This is a genomic window from Actinoplanes sp. GCM10030250, assembly GCF_042666575.1.
Lineage (GTDB): Bacteria > Actinomycetota > Actinomycetes > Mycobacteriales > Micromonosporaceae > Actinoplanes.
The window spans coordinates 51,237-70,946 of sequence record NZ_JBHTDO010000049.1 but is presented as its reverse complement, the minus strand read 5'-3'; the positions used below and the strand labels follow the sequence as shown (position 1 = coordinate 70,946).

General features: G+C 70.1%; 16 protein-coding genes. 9 read left to right on the top strand and 7 right to left on the bottom strand.

Features of this window, described 5'->3' with window-relative positions:
* Positions 1-244: 244 nt before the first annotated feature.
* Entirely contained in the window at positions 245-1,783 is a 1,539-nt protein-coding gene (locus ACFQV6_RS39830) for a molybdopterin-dependent oxidoreductase (RefSeq protein WP_378032902.1), read from the top strand.
* Between the two features lie 159 nt (positions 1,784-1,942).
* Here ACFQV6_RS39830 and ACFQV6_RS39825 read toward each other — a convergent pair whose 3' ends face one another.
* Entirely contained in the window at positions 1,943-2,329 is a 387-nt protein-coding gene (locus tag ACFQV6_RS39825) for a WhiB family transcriptional regulator (RefSeq protein ID WP_360929624.1), read from the bottom strand.
* 231 nt (positions 2,330-2,560) lie between these two features.
* Here ACFQV6_RS39825 and ACFQV6_RS39820 point away from each other — a divergent pair, with 231 nt between their 5' ends.
* Positions 2,561-3,409 (top strand): response regulator transcription factor, encoded by an 849-nt coding sequence (locus tag ACFQV6_RS39820; protein ID WP_378032901.1) that lies wholly within the window; start codon positions 2,561-2,563, stop codon positions 3,407-3,409.
* Positions 3,410-3,546: 137 nt separating this feature from the next.
* Here the strand turns inward: ACFQV6_RS39820 and ACFQV6_RS39815 are convergent, their stop codons facing one another.
* The gene (locus ACFQV6_RS39815; protein WP_378032905.1) at positions 3,547-3,945 is read right to left on the bottom strand and encodes a DUF5319 domain-containing protein; all 399 of its coding nucleotides are present in this window, start codon (positions 3,943-3,945) and stop codon (positions 3,547-3,549) included.
* 119 nt (positions 3,946-4,064) lie between these two features.
* Here ACFQV6_RS39815 and guaB point away from each other — a divergent pair, with 119 nt between their 5' ends.
* A complete protein-coding gene (guaB, locus tag ACFQV6_RS39810) occupies positions 4,065-5,552 on the top strand; it encodes an IMP dehydrogenase (protein ID WP_378032900.1) in 1,488 nt (495 codons plus the stop codon).
* Positions 5,553-5,580: 28 nt separating this feature from the next.
* Complete coding sequence (locus ACFQV6_RS39805; RefSeq protein WP_378032899.1) at positions 5,581-6,699, top strand: GuaB3 family IMP dehydrogenase-related protein; 1,119 nt, start codon at positions 5,581-5,583, stop codon at positions 6,697-6,699.
* Between the two features lie 169 nt (positions 6,700-6,868).
* Here the strand turns inward: ACFQV6_RS39805 and ACFQV6_RS39800 are convergent, their stop codons facing one another.
* A complete protein-coding gene (locus ACFQV6_RS39800; protein ID WP_378032898.1) occupies positions 6,869-8,287 on the bottom strand; it encodes a M1 family metallopeptidase in 1,419 nt (472 codons plus the stop codon).
* A gap of 16 nt (positions 8,288-8,303) precedes the next feature.
* Complete coding sequence (locus tag ACFQV6_RS39795; protein WP_378032904.1) at positions 8,304-9,407, bottom strand: LCP family protein; 1,104 nt, start codon at positions 9,405-9,407, stop codon at positions 8,304-8,306.
* 148 nt (positions 9,408-9,555) lie between these two features.
* On the opposite strand from ACFQV6_RS39795, the gene ACFQV6_RS39790 reads away from it, so the two are divergent.
* The 5 genes from ACFQV6_RS39790 (at position 9,556) to ACFQV6_RS39770 (ending at position 16,152) form a co-directional block, all read left to right on the top strand.
* Entirely contained in the window at positions 9,556-11,367 is a 1,812-nt protein-coding gene (locus ACFQV6_RS39790) for a S8 family serine peptidase (protein WP_378032897.1), read from the top strand.
* 83 nt (positions 11,368-11,450) lie between these two features.
* Positions 11,451-12,998: a glutamine-hydrolyzing GMP synthase gene (gene guaA / locus ACFQV6_RS39785; protein ID WP_378032896.1), complete on the top strand. Its 1,548-nt coding sequence runs from the start codon at positions 11,451-11,453 to the stop codon at positions 12,996-12,998.
* 130 nt (positions 12,999-13,128) lie between these two features.
* The gene (locus ACFQV6_RS39780) at positions 13,129-14,076 is read left to right on the top strand and encodes an NUDIX hydrolase (protein WP_378032895.1); all 948 of its coding nucleotides are present in this window, start codon (positions 13,129-13,131) and stop codon (positions 14,074-14,076) included.
* Between the two features lie 19 nt (positions 14,077-14,095).
* A complete protein-coding gene (locus tag ACFQV6_RS39775) occupies positions 14,096-14,995 on the top strand; it encodes an NUDIX hydrolase (protein ID WP_378032894.1) in 900 nt (299 codons plus the stop codon).
* Positions 14,996-15,306: 311 nt separating this feature from the next.
* A complete protein-coding gene (locus tag ACFQV6_RS39770; protein WP_378032893.1) occupies positions 15,307-16,152 on the top strand; it encodes a CDP-alcohol phosphatidyltransferase family protein in 846 nt (281 codons plus the stop codon).
* Between the two features lie 263 nt (positions 16,153-16,415).
* Here ACFQV6_RS39770 and ACFQV6_RS39765 read toward each other — a convergent pair whose 3' ends face one another.
* Genes ACFQV6_RS39765 through ACFQV6_RS39755 form a run of 3 tightly spaced genes read right to left on the bottom strand, consistent with a single transcriptional unit; the run spans position 16,416 to position 19,489 of the window.
* Positions 16,416-17,663: a phosphatidylserine decarboxylase gene (locus ACFQV6_RS39765; RefSeq protein ID WP_378032892.1), complete on the bottom strand. Its 1,248-nt coding sequence runs from the start codon at positions 17,661-17,663 to the stop codon at positions 16,416-16,418.
* 60 nt (positions 17,664-17,723) lie between these two features.
* Entirely contained in the window at positions 17,724-18,071 is a 348-nt protein-coding gene (locus ACFQV6_RS39760; RefSeq protein WP_378032891.1) for a hypothetical protein, read from the bottom strand.
* Positions 18,068-19,489: a PspC domain-containing protein gene (locus ACFQV6_RS39755; protein WP_378032903.1), complete on the bottom strand. Its 1,422-nt coding sequence runs from the start codon at positions 19,487-19,489 to the stop codon at positions 18,068-18,070. Before ACFQV6_RS39755 ends, ACFQV6_RS39760 begins: the two co-directional genes overlap by 4 nt.
* Positions 19,490-19,710 lie beyond the last annotated feature (221 nt).

Genomic DNA, 19,710 nt, shown 5'->3' with positions numbered 1-19,710 from the left:
TGCCGCCCGGCCGCCGGCCGCCCGCCGCCCGCCGCCCGCCGCCCGCCGCCTTCCGCGATCTTGGGGAGTTGTGGGGGAGCGCTGCCCCACAGGTCCACAAGGTCGCGAACTGCGGCCGCCGGGCCGCGTCCTTCCATAAGGTCGCGAACGGCGGCCGATGGGCCGGGTCCTCGCTCCGGATCCGTAACAGTTCCACAAGATCGCGGTGGGTGCGGTGCCGGGTTGTCAGGAGCAGGATGGTGGGGTGAGGGCATCCATTCGTGCCGGGCTTTCCGGCGTGGCGGCGGCAGCGGTCGCGATCGGTGCGGCCGAGCTGGTCGCCGTCCTGACCGGGGCGCTGTCAGCTCCGCTGGTCGCGGTCGGTGGCGTGGTGGTCGACCACGTGCCCGCGCCGGTCAAGGACTTCGGCATTCAGGTCTTCGGGGTGCACGACAAGACCGCGCTGCTGGTCGGCACCGGGGTGCTGCTGGCCGGTTATGCCTGGGCGGTGGGTGTGCTGGCCCGTCACCGGTGGCCGTTGGCGATCATCGGGATCGGGCTGTTCGGCGCCGTCGGCGCGGGCGCCGCGATCACGCGTGCCGGGGCCGGGCCCGCCGCTGTGCTGCCGTCGCTGATCGGGGCGGTTCTCGCGGTGCTGGTGCTCAGCCACCTCAGGAGGGGGTGGGAAACGGCCGAGCCCGGGCCGGCGGAGGAGAACGCCGGAGCGCGTGACGCGTACGGCGAAGGGAGCCGGCGGCGATTTCTCCGGGATCTGGGGATCGTGGCCGCGGTTGCCGCGGCCGGTGGGGTCGTGGGCCGGATGCTGACGTCGCGGCGCGCGGTGGACGCGGCGCGGCAGGCTGTGGCGCTGCCGGTCGCCGCCGGACCGCCGCCCGTGGTGCCCGCGGGGGCGCAGGTGTCCGGGGCGGTGCCCTATGTGACGCCGAACAGCGAGTTCTACCGGATCGACACCACGCTGGTCTCGCCGCAGGTCGATCCGGCGGAATGGGAGCTGCGGATCCATGGCATGGTGCGCAATCCGATCACTCTGACCTGGGACGACGTGCTGCGCAGGCCGATGGTGGAGAGGTACGTGACGCTGGCCTGCGTGTCGAACGAGGTTGGCGGTGATCTGATCGGAAACGCGCTGTGGCTGGGTACGCCGATCAAGGACCTGCTGGACGAGGCGGATCCGCTGCCAGGTGCGGATCAGGTGGTGCAGCGGTCGGTGGACGGCTGGACGTGTGGTGCGCCGACGTCGGTGCTGCGTGACGGGCGGGATGCGCTGCTGGCGGTGGGTATGAACGGTGAGCCGCTGCCGGTTGCGCACGGGTTTCCGGTGCGAATGATCGTTCCCGGACTGTATGGATACGTGTCCGCGTGTAAGTGGATCACCGAGATCGAGCTGACGCGATTCGCTGACTTCGATGCGTACTGGGTGCCTCGGGGCTGGTCGGCTCTGGCGCCGGTGAAAACCCAGTCACGAATAGACACTCCGCGCAAAGGCGCCTCCCGGCGAGCCGGGCCGGTAACGGTGGCCGGTGTCGCCTGGGCGCAACATCGCGGGATCGCCAAGGTCGAGGTGCAGGTGGACGACGGTCCGTGGCAGGAGGCCGCTCTCGCTCCGGCGGTTTCCTCGGACACCTGGCGGCAGTGGAGCCTGACCTGGCCCGCTTCCGCCGGACGACACACCTTACGGGTACGTGCGACCGATCTCGATGGGGTGACACAGACCGCCGATCGGGCGGCGCCGGACCCGGACGGGGCGACCGGCTGGCACGCCGTCACCGTCGACATCGACTAGTGGGAAGCCGCACTTTCGGTCCGACTCGGAAACGCAAGTCGCTCATACGGTGGGTTGCATGTCCACCGATGCGGTTGAAGAACCGCTGAATCACTCGACACGGCCCTCCCGCGAGGACCGTGTCGCCAGCCGTGTGGTGATGCCGCGCTCCGGACGACGTCAGGCCGCCGGTGCCTGTCGCTGTGCGGGCACTGCCGTCTTGTGGGGCCGGCCGAGGCGTGCCTCGAGCCGGGCAAGGTCGACCCGTCCGTGACGATCGGCGAGGTCCTCCCAGCCGACCGCGAGCAGCCGCAGCCGCTCCGATTCGCTGAAACCTCCCCAGACACCGTAGGGCTCGCGGACCGCCAGGGCGTGCGCGGCGCACTCCGCCCGAACCGGGCAGGCACCGCACATCGTCTTGGCCTTGGCCTCGCGGCGATTGCGGGACGACCCGCGCTCGCCGTCGGGGTGGAAGAACTGTGCACTGTCCCGGCCCCGGCACAGTCCGAGTCGCTGCCAGTCCCAGAGATCAGCAATGGGACCGGGCAACCTGCGAACGTTCGACATCAACACCCTCCTCCCGCGCGGCACCGCGGAGTGTTCGTCGTGAGGAGCCTGGCTCAGGCCTTTGGCGGGTGTACCCCGGCTCAAGCCGGCTCACACGCACCATGTCGATGTCTTCGTGAGCGGTATGGCAAAGGGGTGGCAAGTCATACCTTTCTTTCCCGTTTTTTCCATCTAAAGCGCGTAATGCTGCGGCCCTCGCGTGATCTCCTCTGAGAGAGAAGGAGGATCACTGTGCGTACCGTCCTCGTGTGCGTCCGAACCCCGCTGGCGGCCCAGACCGTAGCGTCCACCGCCGCCCGGCTCGGCATGACCGGCGTCGTCCGGACTGCGGTCAGCGAGACCGAGGCCATGATCCGACTGGCGGAACGGCCTGCCGAAGTCGTCCTGGCCGACACCGCCGTGACCCGACCCGACAGCGTCGGGTTCACCCGGCGCGTACTGGCCCGCGCGCCGCAGGCACAAGTAGTGCTCTTCGGAGCTGAGGACCCACGGGTCGCGGCGGCGGCTGTCGCCGCCGGTGCCCGGGGTGTCATCCGCGGCGTCGAGCACGACCTGGTCAGCGTCGTCGCCAAGGCGTTGCTGCTGTTGCTGTTGCCGGTACGCCCGCAGGGCATGCCGATCAACGGTGCCAACGCGCAGCCGGCCACGGTGGCCGGCGGCGCCCGGAACAACAACTCGCCGGCGGCCCGTGGTCAGTACCACAACGGTCCCGGCATGGGTGTCCCGAACGCGGCCGCGGTGCCGGCGATGCTGCCGAACTCACCGATGGTCCCGGCCCAGCGTGGTGACGCCCCGATCGACCCGGCGACTGGCCGGCCGATGGTGGCGTGGCCCGGCAACGAGGCCGGGGTCGGCATGGGCGAGGCGGCCCCCGCCGGGCGGCGGCTCACGCTCACCGAGCGGGAGTTGCAGGTGCTTCGCGGAATGGCCGACGGCAAGAGCAACGCGGAGATCGGCCGGGAACTGTTCGTGTCCGAGGACACGGTCAAGACCCACGCCCGGCGCCTGTTCCGCAAGCTCGGAGCCCGGGACCGCGCCCACGCGGTCGCCGCCGGTTTTCGAGCCGGATTGGTGGCCTGACCAGGCTGATCTTCAACGCCGCCGATGAGGAGGCAGGTGATCTTCGACGCCCGTAGGCTCTGCGGGTGGAGGAGAAGCGCCTGCCTCCTCGTCGGTCTACTCGCCCGGGGCGTGCTCGTCAGGCGTGTGCCGGGGGCTCACTCGTTGTCGTCGGTGCCCTCGGTCAGGGTGTCGTGGACGCCGTCGGCGTAACCCCGCGCGTATTCCCAGGTGACGTAGTGGTCGGGGTCCGGGTCGTAGGCCGGCTCGTGCACCCGCGGGCGCCCGCTGCTCAACAGGTGGCGCAGGTTGCCCCGGAGCAGGTCCCAGTCGAAGTAGTGCGGCTCGTGACAGTCCTCGCACTCGATGACCAGCCCGCGAATACCCGTCGGGCTCAACAGTGCCTGGTAGATCTCCAGGTCGGAGAGGTCCTCCATGACGTCCTGGCGCTCTTCCTCGGTCAGCGCCTCCGCCTCGGCGTCCTCGCTGAGGTCGTCGAGTCCGGCGGCGGGATCCGTCGGGTCGCCGTTGAACGGGTCGATCGGCTCATCTTGCACCCTCATACCCTACTCACCCCGCCCCCGGGTGTGCTGGCCCGCACGTTCTGTCCGCCGCCTGGGTGCCCAGTCCGGGATGGGTAGGATGATGGACTCCGCCTCTTGTCTAGGGATAATTTGTGGAAACTGACAGCGCCCGCACTGTTCCTCTCGGTCTGACCTTCGACGACGTGCTGCTGCAGCCCGGTGAGTCGGACGTGGTGCCCAGCCGGGTCAACACCGTGACGCGCCTGACGCGCAACGTCGAGCTCTCCATCCCGCTGCTCTCCGCGGGTATGGACACCGTGACCGAGGCACGCATGGCGATCGCCATGGCACGCCAGGGCGGTATCGGCGTGCTGCACCGCAACCTCTCGGTGGAGGACCAGGCGGCCCAGGTCGACCTGGTGAAGCGGTCCGAGTCCGGCATGATCACCAACCCGGTCACCTGTAGCCCCGACGACACCCTGCGCCAGGTGGACGCCCTCTGCGGGCGGTACCGGATCTCCGGCGCCCCGGTGGTGGACGCCGACGGCGTGCTGGTCGGCATCGTGACCAACCGGGACATGCGGTTCGTCAGCGACCACGACGTCAAGGTCCGCGACGTGATGACGAAAGCGCCGCTGATCACGGCGCCGGTCGGAGTGAGCAAGGACGGCGCGCTCGAGCTGCTGCGCCGGCACAAGGTGGAGAAGCTGCCGCTGGTCGACGACGGCGGTCACCTGCGCGGCCTGATCACGGTCAAGGACTTCACCAAGAGCGAGCAGTACCCGAACGCGGCGAAGGACCCGCAGGGCCGGCTCCGGGTGGCGGCGGCGGTCGGCGTCGGCGACGACTCGTACAAGCGGGCCCGCGAGCTCGTCGACGCGGGTGTCGACGTGGTCATCGTGGACACCGCGCACGGACACCAGCGGGCCGTGCTCGAGATGGTGGCCCGGCTGAAGAAGGACACCACGATCGACATCGTGGGCGGCAACATCGCGACGTATGCCGGAGCCAAGGCTCTCGTCGAGGCCGGCGCTGACGCGGTGAAGGTCGGTGTCGGACCGGGCGCCATCTGCACCACCCGCGTGGTGGCCGGCGTGGGCGTGCCGCAGATAACAGCGATCATGGAGGCGTCCCGCGCCTGCCGCCCGGCCGGTGTCCCGGTGATCGGTGACGGTGGCATCCAGTACAGCGGCGACATCGCCAAGGCCATCGTGGCCGGTGCGAACTCGGTGATGCTCGGCAGCCTGCTGGCCGGCTCGGAGGAGAGCCCGGGCGAGCTGATCTTCATCAACGGCAAGCAGTACAAGTCGTACCGCGGCATGGGTTCGCTCGGCGCCATGCAGTCCCGCGGTCAGGCCAAGTCCTACTCCAAGGACCGCTACTTCCAGCAGGACGTCAACGAGGACAAGCTGGTTCCCGAGGGTGTCGAGGGCCAGGTGCCGTACCGTGGCCCTCTGTCCCGGGTGGCGCACCAGCTGATCGGTGGCCTGCGCGCGGCCATGGGATATGTCGGCGCCGAGACCATCTCGGACCTTCAGGAGCGGGGACAGCTCATCCGGATCACCGCGGCCGGGCTCAAGGAGAGCCACCCGCACGACATTCAGATGACCGTCGAAGCTCCCAACTACCACTCCCGTTAAGCCTCGCAGAAAGACTTAAGGCCTCATCATGCGTGACGTCGTGGAGATCGGCCTCGGCAAGACCGCTCAGCGTGGTTACCACCTGGATGACATCGCGATCGTCCCGAGCCGTCGTACCCGCGACGTGGACGACGTGTCGACCGAGTGGCGGCTCGACGCGTACCCCTTCAAGATCCCCTGCGCCGCGCACCCGTCTGACGCCACCATGAGTCCCGACTCGGCGATCGCCCTGGGCCGCCTCGGCGGCCTGGGAATACTCAACGCCGAGGGCCTCTGGACCCGGTACGAGGACCCGACCAAGATCCTCGAAGAGCTGGCCTCGCTCGAAGAGGACGCCGACGCCACCAAGCGGCTCCAGGAGGTGTACTCGGAACCGATCAAGCCGGAGCTGATCGGTGAGCGGGTCCGCCAGATCCGTGCCGGTGGCGTGACCGTGGCCGTCCGGGTGTCGCCGCAGCACACCCTGGCGCTCGCCCCGGTCGTCCTCGACGCCGGTGTGGACCTGCTGGTCATTCAGGGCACGCTGGTGTCGGCGGAGCACGTCTCCACGACGGACGAGCCGCTCAACCTCAAGGAGTTCATCGCCGACCTCGACCTGCCGGTCATCGTCGGCGGCTGCACCGACTACAAGACGGCCCTGCACCTGATGCGGACCGGTGCGGCCGGCGTCATCGTCGGTGTCGGCGCCGACGAGTGGTCCACCACGGACACCGTCCTCGGCATCCGGGTGCCGATGGCCACCGCGATCGCCGACGCCGCGGCCGCCCGCCGCGACTACCTGGACGAGACCGGCGGCCGTTACGTGCACCTGATCGCCGACGGCGGCATCGCCACCTCCGGTGACATCGCCAAGGCCATCGGCTGCGGCGCCGACGCGGTCATGCTCGGCGAGCCCCTCTCGCTCGCCGAGGGCGCACCGGCCGGCGGCGCGTGGTGGCATTCCGCGGCCAGCCACCCGGACCTGCCGCGTGGCGGCTTCTGCATCGCCGGCGAGCCCGACGGCTCGCTGGAGGAGGTGCTGTACGGCCCGGCCGATCGCCCGGACGGCCAGCTCAACCTCTTCGGCGGCCTGCGCCGGGCGATGGCCAAGTGCGGCTACCGCGACGTCAAGGAATTCCAAAAAGTCGGCCTGGTCCTGGACCGATAGCTTGCTGGCTCCGCTTCGCTCCGCGGCAAAACGCCTTTGAAGCTGGCGCGGAGGCAAGTGATTTCCCGACGCTCGCGGGGTTTGCGAGTGGCGGGAAATCACCTGCCTCCGCGCCAGCGGCGTTTAGCGAATTCCCGTTGACTGAGCTCGGAGAGGGGCGGGTGTCCCGTTACGGAGCCGGCGGTCGCTCGGTTCCGTAGAGCCAGTTCTGGAAGAAGGCGTCGAGGTTCTTGCCTGAGGCGGACTCCGCGGCCTCGATGAACTGCTCGGTGGTCACGTTGCCGTCCCGGTGCTCGCTGGTCCACGACTTCACCAGCTTGACGAACGCCTCGTCGCCGATGGTGCGGCGCAGCGCGTGCACCGTCATCCCGCCCCGCTGGTAGACAGCGCTGCCGAAGATCCGGTTCGCTCCGGGCGCGCCGGGCGGCTCGCTCCAGTCGAACGCCTTGTACGTCAGCTCGAAGATCTCCTGCGCGGAGTCCTCACCATCCTCTTCGGACCAGAGCCATTCGGCGTACGTCGCGAAGCCCTCGTTGAGCCAGATGTCCTGCCAGCGGCTCAGCGCCACGCTGTCACCGAACCACTGGTGCGCCAGTTCGTGCGCCACCACGCCCGGGTTGACGCCGGCCGCGAAGAACGTGTTGCCGTAGACCGGCCGGGACTGCGTCTCCAGCGCGTACCGGATCTTCTCCTCGTCGACCACCACACCACCGTTGGTGCCGAACGGGTACGGCCCGAACTGTGTGGCCAGGAAGTCGGTGATCTCCCCGGTGCGGGCGAGGGACCGGGCGGCGGGTCCGTTCGCCGGCAGCGAGTCGGGGATCGCCGTGATCATCGGTTTCCCGCCGTGGGTCCCGGTGGTGATCCGGTACTGCCCGATCACGACGGTGGAGAGGTAGCTCGCCATCGGTGAGTCCTCGGCCCACCGCCAGGTGGTCCAGCCGTCCGCCGTCGCGCGATCGCCGGGCACCCCGTTGCTGATCGCCTCGACACCGTCCGGAACGGTCATCGCCAGCTTGAAGGTGGCCTTGTCGGACGGGTGGTCGTTGACCGGGTACCAGGTGCTGGCGGACTCCGGCTGGCCGAGCGCGATGGCACCACCGGCGGTGCGCATCCATCCGCCCTCGCCCAGCGTCTTGTTCTCCAGCTGGCCCGGCACCCCCGCGTAGGTGACCACGACGGTGAACCCGCGCCCGGTGGGTATGCCGGCCGCCGGGGTGACCACCAGCTCGTTGCCCTGGGCCGCGCTCGTGGCGTCCGCACCGTCCACAGTGACCTTGCTCGCGGTGAGGTGAGCCAGGTCGAAGTTGAACCGGGACAGGTCCTGGGTGGCGGTCGCCGTGATGGTGGCGGTGCCGCTGAGCCGGCCACTGCCCGGCTCGTACCGCAGGTCCAGGTCGTAACCGGCCACGTCGTAGCCGCCGTTGCCGTACTTGGGGAAGTACGGATCGCCGGCACCGTCGGCGCCGGGCTTGAATGCCGGTATCCGGGTCGGGCTCTCGGACGGGCCCGGCCCGGGGTCCGGGGTTGCCGAGCAACCGGCGATCAACATCACCACGGCCAGCGGACCGGCACCCCGTCGCGTCATGGGACCGAGATTACGTCTAGCCCTTGTCGACCAGCTTGGGGTGCTGTGCGAGGTAGGCCGCGGCCCTGTTCTTGGCGACCGCCTTGATGAAGCCGGTGCCCTCGCTCTTGAGCTGTTCTCCCAGGTAACCGCCGCCGCGGCCGACGCCGGCACCGGGCAGGCTCACCTTGGTGATCTTCTCGGGGGTGAGGTCACGAAGGGCGTACGCGTACTCGAACGGGGTACGCCCGCCCACGTAGATCAGGGTCTCGCCGAGCGCGTTGATCACGCCACCCAGCTTGTCCGGGTCGCTGAGGCCCTGCGACAGCCCCTTCGCGAAGATCGCCTGGACCAGTTGCCGCTGGTGCCGGGTCCGGTCGTAGTCGCCGTTGGGCAGGCCGTACCGCTGGCGGGCGTAGTCGATCGCCTCCCAGCCGCTGAGCCGCTGCTCGCCCGGGTTGTAGACCTTCTGCGGTCCGACGTAGTCGCCGCCGCCGGAGGCGAGCGGGCGCATCGAGCCGTCCGGCTTGCGGTGCCGCGACTTGACCTTCTGGTCGATCGTCATGTCGATGCCGCCGAGCTGGTCGACCAGCTTCGACAGGCCGCCGAAGTTGAGGATCGCGCCGCCCTGGAAGGTCTTGATGCCGGTGTACGCGCTGAGCGTCTTCGTGAGCAGCTCGTACCCCTGCTCGACGCTGTGCTTGCCGGAACCCGGGATCCGCGATCCGCGGCTCATCGCCTCAGTGATCTTGTGACGCCCGCCACCGAAGCCGGCCTTCTTGTAGGCGGGCATCTCGACCCGCAGGTCGCGGGGAAGCGAGTAGAGGTACGCCGACTCCAGGCCGGGCTCGACGTGCAACAGCATGATCGTGTCGGCGTGCGGCTCCCAGTCCGGAATGGACACCCGGGTGTCGACGCCGATCAGGATCAGGTCGAGCGGGCCCTTGATGTCCGCGCCGGGGGAGGGCGACGGCGAGGCGGATGCCGAGGGGGCGGGAGCGCCGGAGGCCGCGGCCGAGCCGGCCGGTGCGGCGGCGGGCTCGGTGGATCCCCTGTTCATCGCGATCGCCACGCCGACGCCGGCGAGCAACGCCACGATGGCACCGGCGATCACCGCCCAAGTGATCTTGCTGTTCCGCATACCGGAACCGTAGAGGAGATCCGTGTACTGCTCAATGCCGATGTACATCTCGTTCAATGGAACAGGGATTGCCAAATACAAGATCGCCAGTACGCTAGCCCGGCGACGCGTCGATACGCGACCGTCGCTACGGGGAGGTCTGTAGCGTATGAAGTCCGCTCACCGGCGGGTCATCGTAGGTACGGTCGCCGCCAGCCTCGCCGCGGGCCTGGGAGCGTTCGGCGTCGCGGACGCGGCCTCGACCCCCTCGGCCTCCGCGCAGCCGGTCCGGCTCATCGTCGGTCTCAAGGCCGGTGCCGACGCCGCGATCGACCTGACCAGCCTGCGCGCCCTGGGCCTGGCCGGAGCCGACGCCCGTGGCCGGCAGCTCTCCCGCGGCCTGCTCGCCGAGGTGGGTGCCAAGTCGCTGGAGATCCCGAAGAGCCGCGCCTCGGCCGCGATCTCGGCTCTGCGGCGGGACCCGGACGTCGCCTACGTGCAGGTCGACCCGAAGGCGAAGGCGTACGACTACGCGCCGAACGACCCGATCTTCACGGCCGGCAACCAGCCGGAGCTCGCCCAGATCAAGGTGCCGACGGCCTGGGACACCACCCGCGGCGGTTCGGTGAAGGTGGCAGTCGTCGACACCGGTGTGTCGGCTGTCGGTGACCTGGCCGGCCGGGTCCTGCCCGGCTACGACTTCGCCAACAACGACTTCGACCCGGCCGACGACGGTGACTTCCCGCACGGCACGGTGGTCGCGTCCCTGATCGCCGCCTCGCAGGACAACGGCACCGGCATCGCCGGCGTCTGCGCCGAGTGCGAGATCCTCCCGGTCAAGGCGCTCGGCTCGGACGGCAGCGGCTGGTACAGCGACATCGCCGAGGGCATCATCTACGCCGCCCGGGAGGGCGCGAAGATCATCAACCTGTCGCTGGGCAGTCCGGAGCCGTCGCCGATCCTCCAGGACGCGGTCGCCTACGCGGCCGGTCGTGGCGCGCTCGTCGTGGTGGCCGCCGGCAACGAGGGCAACACCGCTAAGCAGTACCCGGCGGCGTACGGCGACGTGCTGGCCGTCGGTGCCACCGACACCCGTAGCGGCGGCACCGCCCGGGCGAGCTTCTCCAGCTACGGCAGCTGGGTGGACGTCGCGGCGCCCGGCATCACCGCCGGCATGCGCAACAACGGCGCCTACTGCTGGGACGGCAACACTGCCACCTGCTGGGACAGCTACTACGGCGAGTACGAGGTGCAGGGCACGTCGTTCGCGGCTCCGCTCGTCGCCGGCGTCGCGGCCCTGGTCGCGTCGAAGAACCCGCGGTACAGCGGCTGGAGCATCGGCAACTCGATCCGTGCCTCGGCCCGCAAGGTCAGCTGGGTGGAGAAGGGCGTCGTCGACGCGAGCGCGGCGCTGACCAAGGGCACCGACACCGTGGCACCGACCGCGACCGGCATCAGCCCGGCGCAGAACGCCAAGGTGCGCGGCAACGTCACGATCACCCCGACCGGCCTGAAGGACGACTGGTCCTCGATCCGCGCCATCGACCTCTACGTCGACGGCAAGTGGCACAGCTGGGACTACACCTACCCGTGGGGCCCGAAGCTGTACACCAGGGGCCGCAACGGCGCCGTCAAGGTGCAGATGAAGATCATCGACAAGGCCGGCAACTTCCGCTGGACCGGTGTCCGCACGCTGGTCATGGACAACGTCCTGCCGGCCGCGACGATCACCAAGGCGCCGAAGAACAAGGCCCGGGTCAAGGGGACCGTCAACGTCTCCGTCAAGGCCTCCGACAAGTCCGGGATCAGCAAGGTGCAGTTGCTGGTGAACGGCAAGGTGGTGGCCACCGACACGAAGGCGGGTTACAAGCTCTCCTTCAAGGTGGCCAAACAGAAGAAGACCATGAAGGTCAGGATCAGGGTGTACGACAAAGCGGGCAACGTCCGCTACCTGACTACGCGTACCTATTACCGAGCCTGACGCTGTGCTGTCACGAGGGGCCGGTCCGTGAGGACCGGCCCCTCGTCGTCTCCGGCGTGAAGAGCCGCCGGTAAACTCGCCGGGTGAGTACCCCGCGTCCCGTTCTCGTCGTCGACTTCGGCGCCCAGTACGCCCAGTTGATCGCCCGCCGGGTCCGTGAGGCCCGTGTCTACTCCGAAATCGTTCCGCACTCGATGCCGGTGGCCGAGATGCTGGCGAAAGATCCCGCGGCGATCATCCTGTCCGGAGGACCGTCAAGCGTCTACGAGCCGGGTGCGCCCGTGCTCGACGCCGGTCTCTTCGACAACGACGTTCCGGTCTTCGGCATCTGCTACGGCTTCCAGGCGATGGCCCAGGCACTCGGCGGCACGGTGGCACACACCGGCTCCCGGGAGTACGGCCGGACGCTGCTCGCCGCCCAGGGCGGCACCCTGCTGCGCGACCTCCCCGCCGACCTGCCGGTCTGGATGAGCCACGGTGACAGCGTCGCGGTCGCTCCGGAGGGTTTCGCGGTCACCGCCTCCACCCCCGGCGCCCCGGTCGCCGCCTTCGAGGACCTCACCACCAAGCGTGCCGGTGTGCAGTTCCACCCCGAGGTGGCGCACACCGAGCAGGGCCAGGAGATGCTCAAGCGCTTCCTGTACGACATCGCCGGCATCGAGCCCACCTGGACCCCCGGCAACATCATCGAGGACCAGGTCGCCGCGATCCGCGAGCAGGTCGGCGACAAGCAGGTCCTGTGCGCACTCTCCGGCGGTGTCGACTCGGCGGTCGCCGCGGCCCTGGTCCACAAGGCCATCGGTGACCAGCTCACCTGCGTCTTCGTCGACCACGGCCTGCTGCGCTCCGGTGAGGCCGAGCAGGTCGAGAAGGACTACGTCGCGGCCACCGGCATCCGGCTCGTGGTGGTCGACGCCGAGGAGCAGTTCCTCGGCTTCCTCTCCGGCGTCATCGACCCGGAGCAGAAGCGGAAGATCATCGGCCGGGAGTTCATCCGGACGTTCGAGGCGACCGCCCGCAAGCTCGACGCCGAACGGCACATCGAGTTCCTGGTGCAGGGCACCCTCTACCCGGACGTGGTGGAGTCCGGCGGCGGCACCGGTACGGCGAACATCAAGTCGCACCACAACGTCGGCGGTCTCCCCGACGACCTGCAGTTCGCGCTGATCGAGCCGCTGCGCACGCTGTTCAAGGACGAGGTCCGCGCGCTCGGCGCCGAGCTCGGCCTGCCCGAAGCGATGGTGCAGCGGCACCCGTTCCCCGGCCCCGGCCTGGCGATCCGGATCATCGGCGCGGTCGACCGGGACCGGCTGGACATCCTGCGTCAAGCCGACCTGATCGCCCGCGAGGAGCTCACCGCGGCCGGCCTGGACCGTGACGTCTGGCAGTTCCCGGTGGTGCTGCTCGCCGATGTGCGCAGCGTCGGCGTCCAGGGCGACGGCCGGACCTACGGGCACCCGGTGGTGCTGCGGCCGGTCTCCAGCGAGGACGCGATGACCGCCGACTGGTCCCGCCTGCCGTACGACCTGATCGCCAGGATCTCGAACCGGATCACCAACGAGGTCCGGGAGATCAACAGGGTGGTTCTGGACGTCACGAGCAAGCCTCCGGGCACCATCGAGTGGGAGTAACCGTCAGTAGTGGATCTATAGCTCAGGGCGGGCAAAATCGCCCTGAGCTGCGGTTACTCACCGCTATCCCACTGTCAGGAACCCGACAAAAGTTCTGGAGAGGTAACATAATCCGGGCAGAATGCCGCCCGTGACCCCCGCACTGGAACCGCTCCGCAGGATCGCCGCCTACGCCGTCGCGCACGACGACGCCGGCCGCGTTCTTCTGGTCCGGGCCTCGGCCAAGTCCGGTACACCCGGCGTCTGGTCGCTGCCCGGAGGCGCCGTCGACCACGGCGAAGACCCGAACCACACCGTCGTCCGCGAGACCGCGGCGGAGACTGGCCTCTCCGTCGCCGTCTCCGGGCTGCGTGACGTGCTCGCCGACATGCGCTCGCTGCCGCACCGAGGCGTCACCATCCACACCGACCGGCTCATCTACTCGGTGTCGATCCGCGGTGGCAACCTGATCGACAGGGTCGGTCATCCCACCGACCTGGCCCGCTGGCACACCCTCGAGGAGGCCCAGGGCCTGCGGCTCCGCCCGTTCACCGCGGCCGCACTCGGGCTGCCGGCCGCCTCCGCCGACCTGCGGCCTGAAGAGGCGCCGGACTTCCCCTCCTTCTACGCGTACCGGGGACCGGACGGTTTGCACCGGGCGCAGCGGTTCGCGGCGTACGCGATCGCCACCGACCCGTACGAGAACCTGCTTCTGACCCGGATCTCGCCCGGCTATCCCGGCGCCGGCTGCTGGCACCTGCCGGGCGGCGGCACCGACTACGGCGAACAGCCGGGCAATGCGCTGATCCGCGAGCTGGTCGAGGAGACCGGGCAGGAGGGCCGGCTGGTCGAGCTGCTCGGCGTCGCGAGTCACCGGGACGCCGCCTCGCTCGGCCCCGAGGGATATCCGATCGACTGGCACGGGGTGCGTGCCTTCTACCGGGTGGTCGTGGACAAGCCGACCGAGGTGACCATCCACGACGTGGGCGGATCGACCGACGACGCGAGGTGGATGCCGCTCAAGGAGGTCGCCGAACTCGCCGCCGACCGGTTGACCGAGGTCACCGCCGACGCCCTTCGAGCGGCGCGACTGATCTAGCCGGGACTAACCTGGGCGAGTGAAGATCAGGAGAAGGGCTGCGGCGTACGGCGTGTGCCGCACCGCCGACGGCCCGGTGCTGCTGACCCGGGGATCGGACGCCAGTGCCTTCCCCGGAGTCTGGTCACTTCCCGGTGGTGGTATTGATCACGGTGAGCACCCGGACGGCGCTGTCGTCCGGGAGTTCGCCGAGGAGACCGGCCTCGACGTGCGGATCAGCGGCCTGCGGGCCGTGCTGGCCGATCTCGCCCGGCTGCCCGACGGCTCGATCGAGCACACCGACCGGATCGTGTACGACGTCGAGCCCGTCGGCGGCACGCTGCGCCCCGAGGTCTCCGGCACCACTGACCTGGCCGAATGGGCCGAACCGGCACAGGTCGCGGCGCGTCCGCTGCTCCCTTTCACGGCCCGCGTCCTCGGTGTCCGGTTCGACCCGGGTGATCCGACCGCCGGTGTGCCGAGCGGCGAGATCGAGCGGCCGCCCGGGCGGGTGCAGCGCTTCGGCGCCTACGCGCTGGCCACCGACCCGACCGGCCGGGTCCTGCTGACCCGGATCTCGGACGGATACCCAGGTGGCGGGCAGTGGCACCTCCCCGGCGGGGGCACCGACTTCGGCGAGACCCCCGAGCGTGCCCTGGACCGCGAACTCTACGAGGAGACGTCCCAGCGGGGCCGAATCGTCGGACTTCTCGGCGTCGGCCACCGGTACGATCCGGCCGCGATGGGTCCCGAGGGCGTACCCCTCGACTGGCACGTGATCCGCGCGTTGTACCAGGTCAGAGTCGATCAGCCGACCGTCGCGGCGGTCACCGAGGCGGCCGGCGGGTCGACCGCTGAGGCCGTCTGGTTCCGCCCGGAGGAGCTCGTAAACCTGCCACTCACCGAGCTGTCCCGAGAAGCGTTGGGCCGTACGGGCTAAAATCGGTATCCGGAAGGCTGAGTGAGCGTCCAACGATCACGCGGTGGATGAAACCGTCGGCTCTCGTTGTTGCACTCCAGGATCGTTCGCCCTCTCGCCAAGGCCGTCCGGCTGTGCGATGGTGTAACCCGCTATTTCGCCGGAATCTTGACAGTGACCGGCGGAACACACGAACTCCATGGAGGAAGCACGTGCCGAGAACCCCTTGGCGCCGGCGTCGAACGACTGATAGTCCCCGTCCCGCCGGACGTCGTTGGGCAGGCCGGCTCCGCCGCGGCGGAACTATCGCCCGGCAAGCCCTGTTGGTTCGGGTGGGCCGCCGCTCCGCCGAGAAGACCGGACGGGCTGCGACCGCCACCCGGGCTGAAGTGCTCTACACCGGGCCGGAACCGGCGCGGACCCTGATGATCCCCGCACCGGGAATCCCCATGGAGGTCCCGGTCACCGACAGCGAGACGGTTCCGGGCCCGATCCCCCTGCTTCCCGGTGAGCACACGATGTCCCGCCGTATCAGCTTCGCCCTGGTCAACGCGTGCACGCTGGCCAGCCTCGCCCTGGGCCTGATGGCGATCTTCCTCGCCATGGACGGGCAGCCGCAGATCGCCGCCGCCTTCCTGGTCGCCTGTGTGATCTTCGACGGTCTGGACGGCGCACTGGCGCGCAAGCTCGGCGTCTCGAGCCCGTTCGGCGCCCAGATGGACTCGCTCGCCGACATGTGCTCTTTCGGTCTCGCCACGCCCGTCGTGGTCTACGCCTCACTTGTCGACTCGGTCCCGCCGGCGGCCGCCGCCATCGCCTGTGCCCTGGTGGCCGGCTGTGCCGCGATCCGGCTGGCCCGGTTCAACGTGTCACCCAAGGACGGCCGCTTCTTCTGCGGCGTGCCCACCACGATGACCGCCGCGGTGCTGGCGCTGACCGTGCTGATCGGGCTGCCGCTGCCGGGCATGGCCCTGCTCGGCGGAGTGACCCTGCTGGCCTTCGCGATGGTTTCCAGCTTCCCGTACGCGAAACTCGCCCGCCTGCTGAGGCTGCCGCCGTGGCTGTTCCTGCTGCCGGTGGTCGGCGCTCTGCTCCAGCCCGAGATGACCTTCGTGATGATCGTCGCGACCTACCTGGTCAGCGGTCCGATCCTCTGGATGCGCGCCAAGCGCGCCTGATCCGGAACAGACAACGCGAAAGGCCGCCTCCTCCGGGAGACGGCCTTTCGGCTTTTCCAAGCACGCGTTCGCCCGACCGCGTGGGGGGTGTGAAGTTCGGGTGCGGTACGCACCCGAACTTCACGGTGTTTGCCACCCGCTTCAGCCCGGCGGTCGCTTGGACGGCCGTGACCAGGCAGCGAGATCGCGGCGTAGCCAGGGAACTCTTCGTGTCTCGTACGATGAAATGATCTTGATCTTGTCTTGCGGTAATCGACGGCCGTTTAGTTCTTCCAGCGGGCGATGACCGTGGATCCGCCGACGACGCGCTCACTCACGGTGACCGCGGCTTCGGCCCTGTCGGCGGGTAGGTAGATGTCGGTGCGGGAGCCGAAGCGGATCAGGCCGAAGCGCTCGCCCTTCGCGAGGAGCGTGCCCACCGGCGTGCGCTGCACGATGCGACGCGCGATCAGGCCGGTGCGCTGTGCCACCACGACGGTGCCCTGGTCGGTGTCGAGCACGGTGTAGGCAGCCACGTTGTGCTCCGCCGCGGCCGTCATCGCGTTCGCGTAGCCGCCCTCCTCGACGAAGTAGTCGGCGACGCGGCCGGCCACCGGCGAGCGGTTGACGTGCACGTCAAAAACGGACAGGAACACGGCGATGCGCAGGAACTCGCCGGGGCCGAAGCGCTCGTCGTGCATCCGCTCGACCGACAGGACCTTGCCGTCGGCGGAGGCGACCACGGCGGACGCGTCGCTCGGCACGTCGCGCTGCGGGTCGCGGAAGAACGCGGCGACCGGAGCAGCGGCGATGGCGGGCAGCAGCCAGAGCTTGGACTTCGGCCGGGCCCGGCGGGCGAGAGCGGCCAGGCCGAGCGCGATGCCGGCCGCGGCGACGCCGTTGGAGTCGATGTGCATGGTGCGGGTGACCGGGACGCTCGACGGCCGGTACGCCGGGGCGAGGGTCGCGGCGGTCGCCACGTCGGCGGGGCTGAAGCGCAGCTTGTGCACCCGCAGCGGCGGCTGGTTGCGGACCACCAGGTCGGAGCCGACGCCGAACAGCGCGCTCTGCCGGAACAGCTCCGCCGCGGCGCCACCGGTACGGCCGGGAGCTGCCGGGACGGCGACCGAGAGCACCGCTCCGTCGGCGAGGTACTTACCGAGCCGGTCCAGGTGGGTGCGGGTCTCGTCGGCGGTCCCGGTGAGCGGCTCACCGACGATCACCACGTCGGCGGGCTGCGCCTCGTCGAGCGACTCGACGACCTTCACCCGGTCGGCGACCCAGCTGCCCAGGCCGGCGATGTGACCGCGCAGCACGTCGGTGCTGCTGTGCTCGCCGGGAACGAGGGTCAGGGTGTCGCCGGGCAGCAGCGCCTCGACGGCGGCCGCCACCACGGTGGAGGCGTGGTCGGCACCGACGAGCAGCGCGGACGTTGCCGCGTTCTGCCGGGCGAACTCGGCGGTCAGGGCGCGGGCGGCCCGGGCACCCACGCCGGGTACGGGCGTGGTGGACACGGCGGGATACGGGGTCATTCAGCGAGCATATTGCCCCGCCCACAGGTCGCCGACCTGCGGGCGGGGCTTGGCACACGTTCAGTCCCGCCGGGGGCGGTGCGATTCGCTCTCCGGGTTGTCCTTGGTGAAGCGGGTCGCCGGGTCGTCGAGCAGTTCCTGGACGATCGAGGCGTGCATCTCCGGGGGCAGGTCGCCGGGGGTCTCGATGCGGGCCTCGGCCATGACCGGGGCGGGCACCTCGCGGCGACCGGAACGGATCGCTCCGAGCAGACCGATCATCCCGAAGAAGATCAGGCCGCCCGCGACCACCCAACCCACGGCCGGCAGGTGCAGCGTGACCACCCGGGAGATCGCCCACCAGAACGTGACCGCCAGGAAGAGCAGGCCGAAGCTGAGCGAGACGGCGTCCATGCGGTGCGGCTTCATCGGGCCACCTCCAGGTTTCCGGCCTCCATCTGGAGGTCGAGCAGTAGGGTTCCGCCGCCGGCGCCGTCCGTGCCCTGGTTGGTGACCTGCAGGAGGCCGCCGGGGTCGGAGAACTGCTCATCGAAGAGCACGGCACGGCCGCCGTCGACGCGTGCCTCGGCGGTGACGTCCACCTCCGGGGGCAGCAGCACACGGAGCTGACCCAGCTTCATGGTGACCGCGGTGGTCTGCTCCTTCTGGGAGAAGTCGACCTGGCGCAGGTCCAGCGTGACGTTGCCGAAGGTGAAGTCGTACCGGTCCGGCACCTCGGCGAGGCTGGCGGGACGGTAGACGCTCGGCGTGAAGTCCTGGCCGAAGCGCTCCACACCCGTCGAGACGGCCAGGCCGAACGTGATCAGAAGGGCCAGCGCGATGAGGCCGCGGGCACGGCCGAACCAGGTGCCGACGATCAGGCCGGACGCGACGGTGACCAGGGCCGCGGCGAAGTAGACGGAGACCGCGACGTTCACACCGGCCATGTCGAGCACCGCCAGCACACCCATCACGACCACGACCGCGAAGAAGGTCAGTCGGCCCAGGACCGAGCGCTCCTTCGGCGGCTTAGGAGCCTTCGGGGGCTTGGGCGCCGGCGGCTGCGGTGCGGCGGGGCCGGCCGAACTGGCGAACGGGCCGTGCGGCGCGAACGGCGGGCGGAATCCGCTGGTCGGCGGCTCGTAACGCGGCGGAGGCGGCGGGATCAGCGGGTCCGAGGGCGGTGCGGCTGCTGAAGGTGCGGCAGCTGACGGTGCGGCTGCGCCAGCGGGGGTTGCGGCCGGCGGCGCGGTGAAGGCCATGGTCGGCTCCTCGGTGCCGGGCGTGGGAGGCGTGAAGGGCGGTGCAGGCGGCGCTGCCGCCGGGAACCCGGCGCTGTCCCGGCCGGGCACACCACCCCGCTTGATCAGCAGGAAGGCGCCGAGAATCACGGCGGCGGCGAGCATGCTGGCCCGTGCCCCGCTGTTGACGATGAAGGCGAAGGTCAGCAGCGCGGCGCCGCCGAGCAGGACCACCGAGACCGGCTGCATCCCGGACTGCCCCTTGCCGAGCAGCGACTCGATCGGCGAGGCGGTGTCACCCTCGGACGGGATGATCAGCCAGCCGATCAGGTAGAGCAGCACGCCGGTGCCGCCGAGCAGGCCGAGGACGGCCAGCAGGACCCGCCAGAGCACCGGGTCGGTGTTGGTGGCCCGGGCCAGCGCGCCGCAGACTCCTGCCACGTAGCGGCCGTTGCGGGGGCGCACCAGCCGCTGGCGGGCGAAGGCGGCGCCGGCCGAGGCGAGCCACGGCGGCGTGTTCGGGGGGTATCCACCGGGCCCGGGTGGCGGCGTGCCGGTCGGGCCGGGCGTGGGGCCCGGCGTGGGGCCCGGCGTGGGGCCCGGCATGTCTGCCGGGCCGGGCGTGGGGCCCGAGGTGCCGGTGGGGCCCGGGGTGCTGATGGGGCCCGGCGTGTCGGCGCCGGTCGCCTGCCGCGGGTCGTCGGACCCGGCAGGGGCTGGATCGGGAGACGGTGCCGGCCCGCCCTGGGGACCGGCATCCGGCGTGGAAGGCCCGCGGGATTCGGCAGCTTCGTCGTTCATGCTTCGATCGTGCTGGTCGTACCACC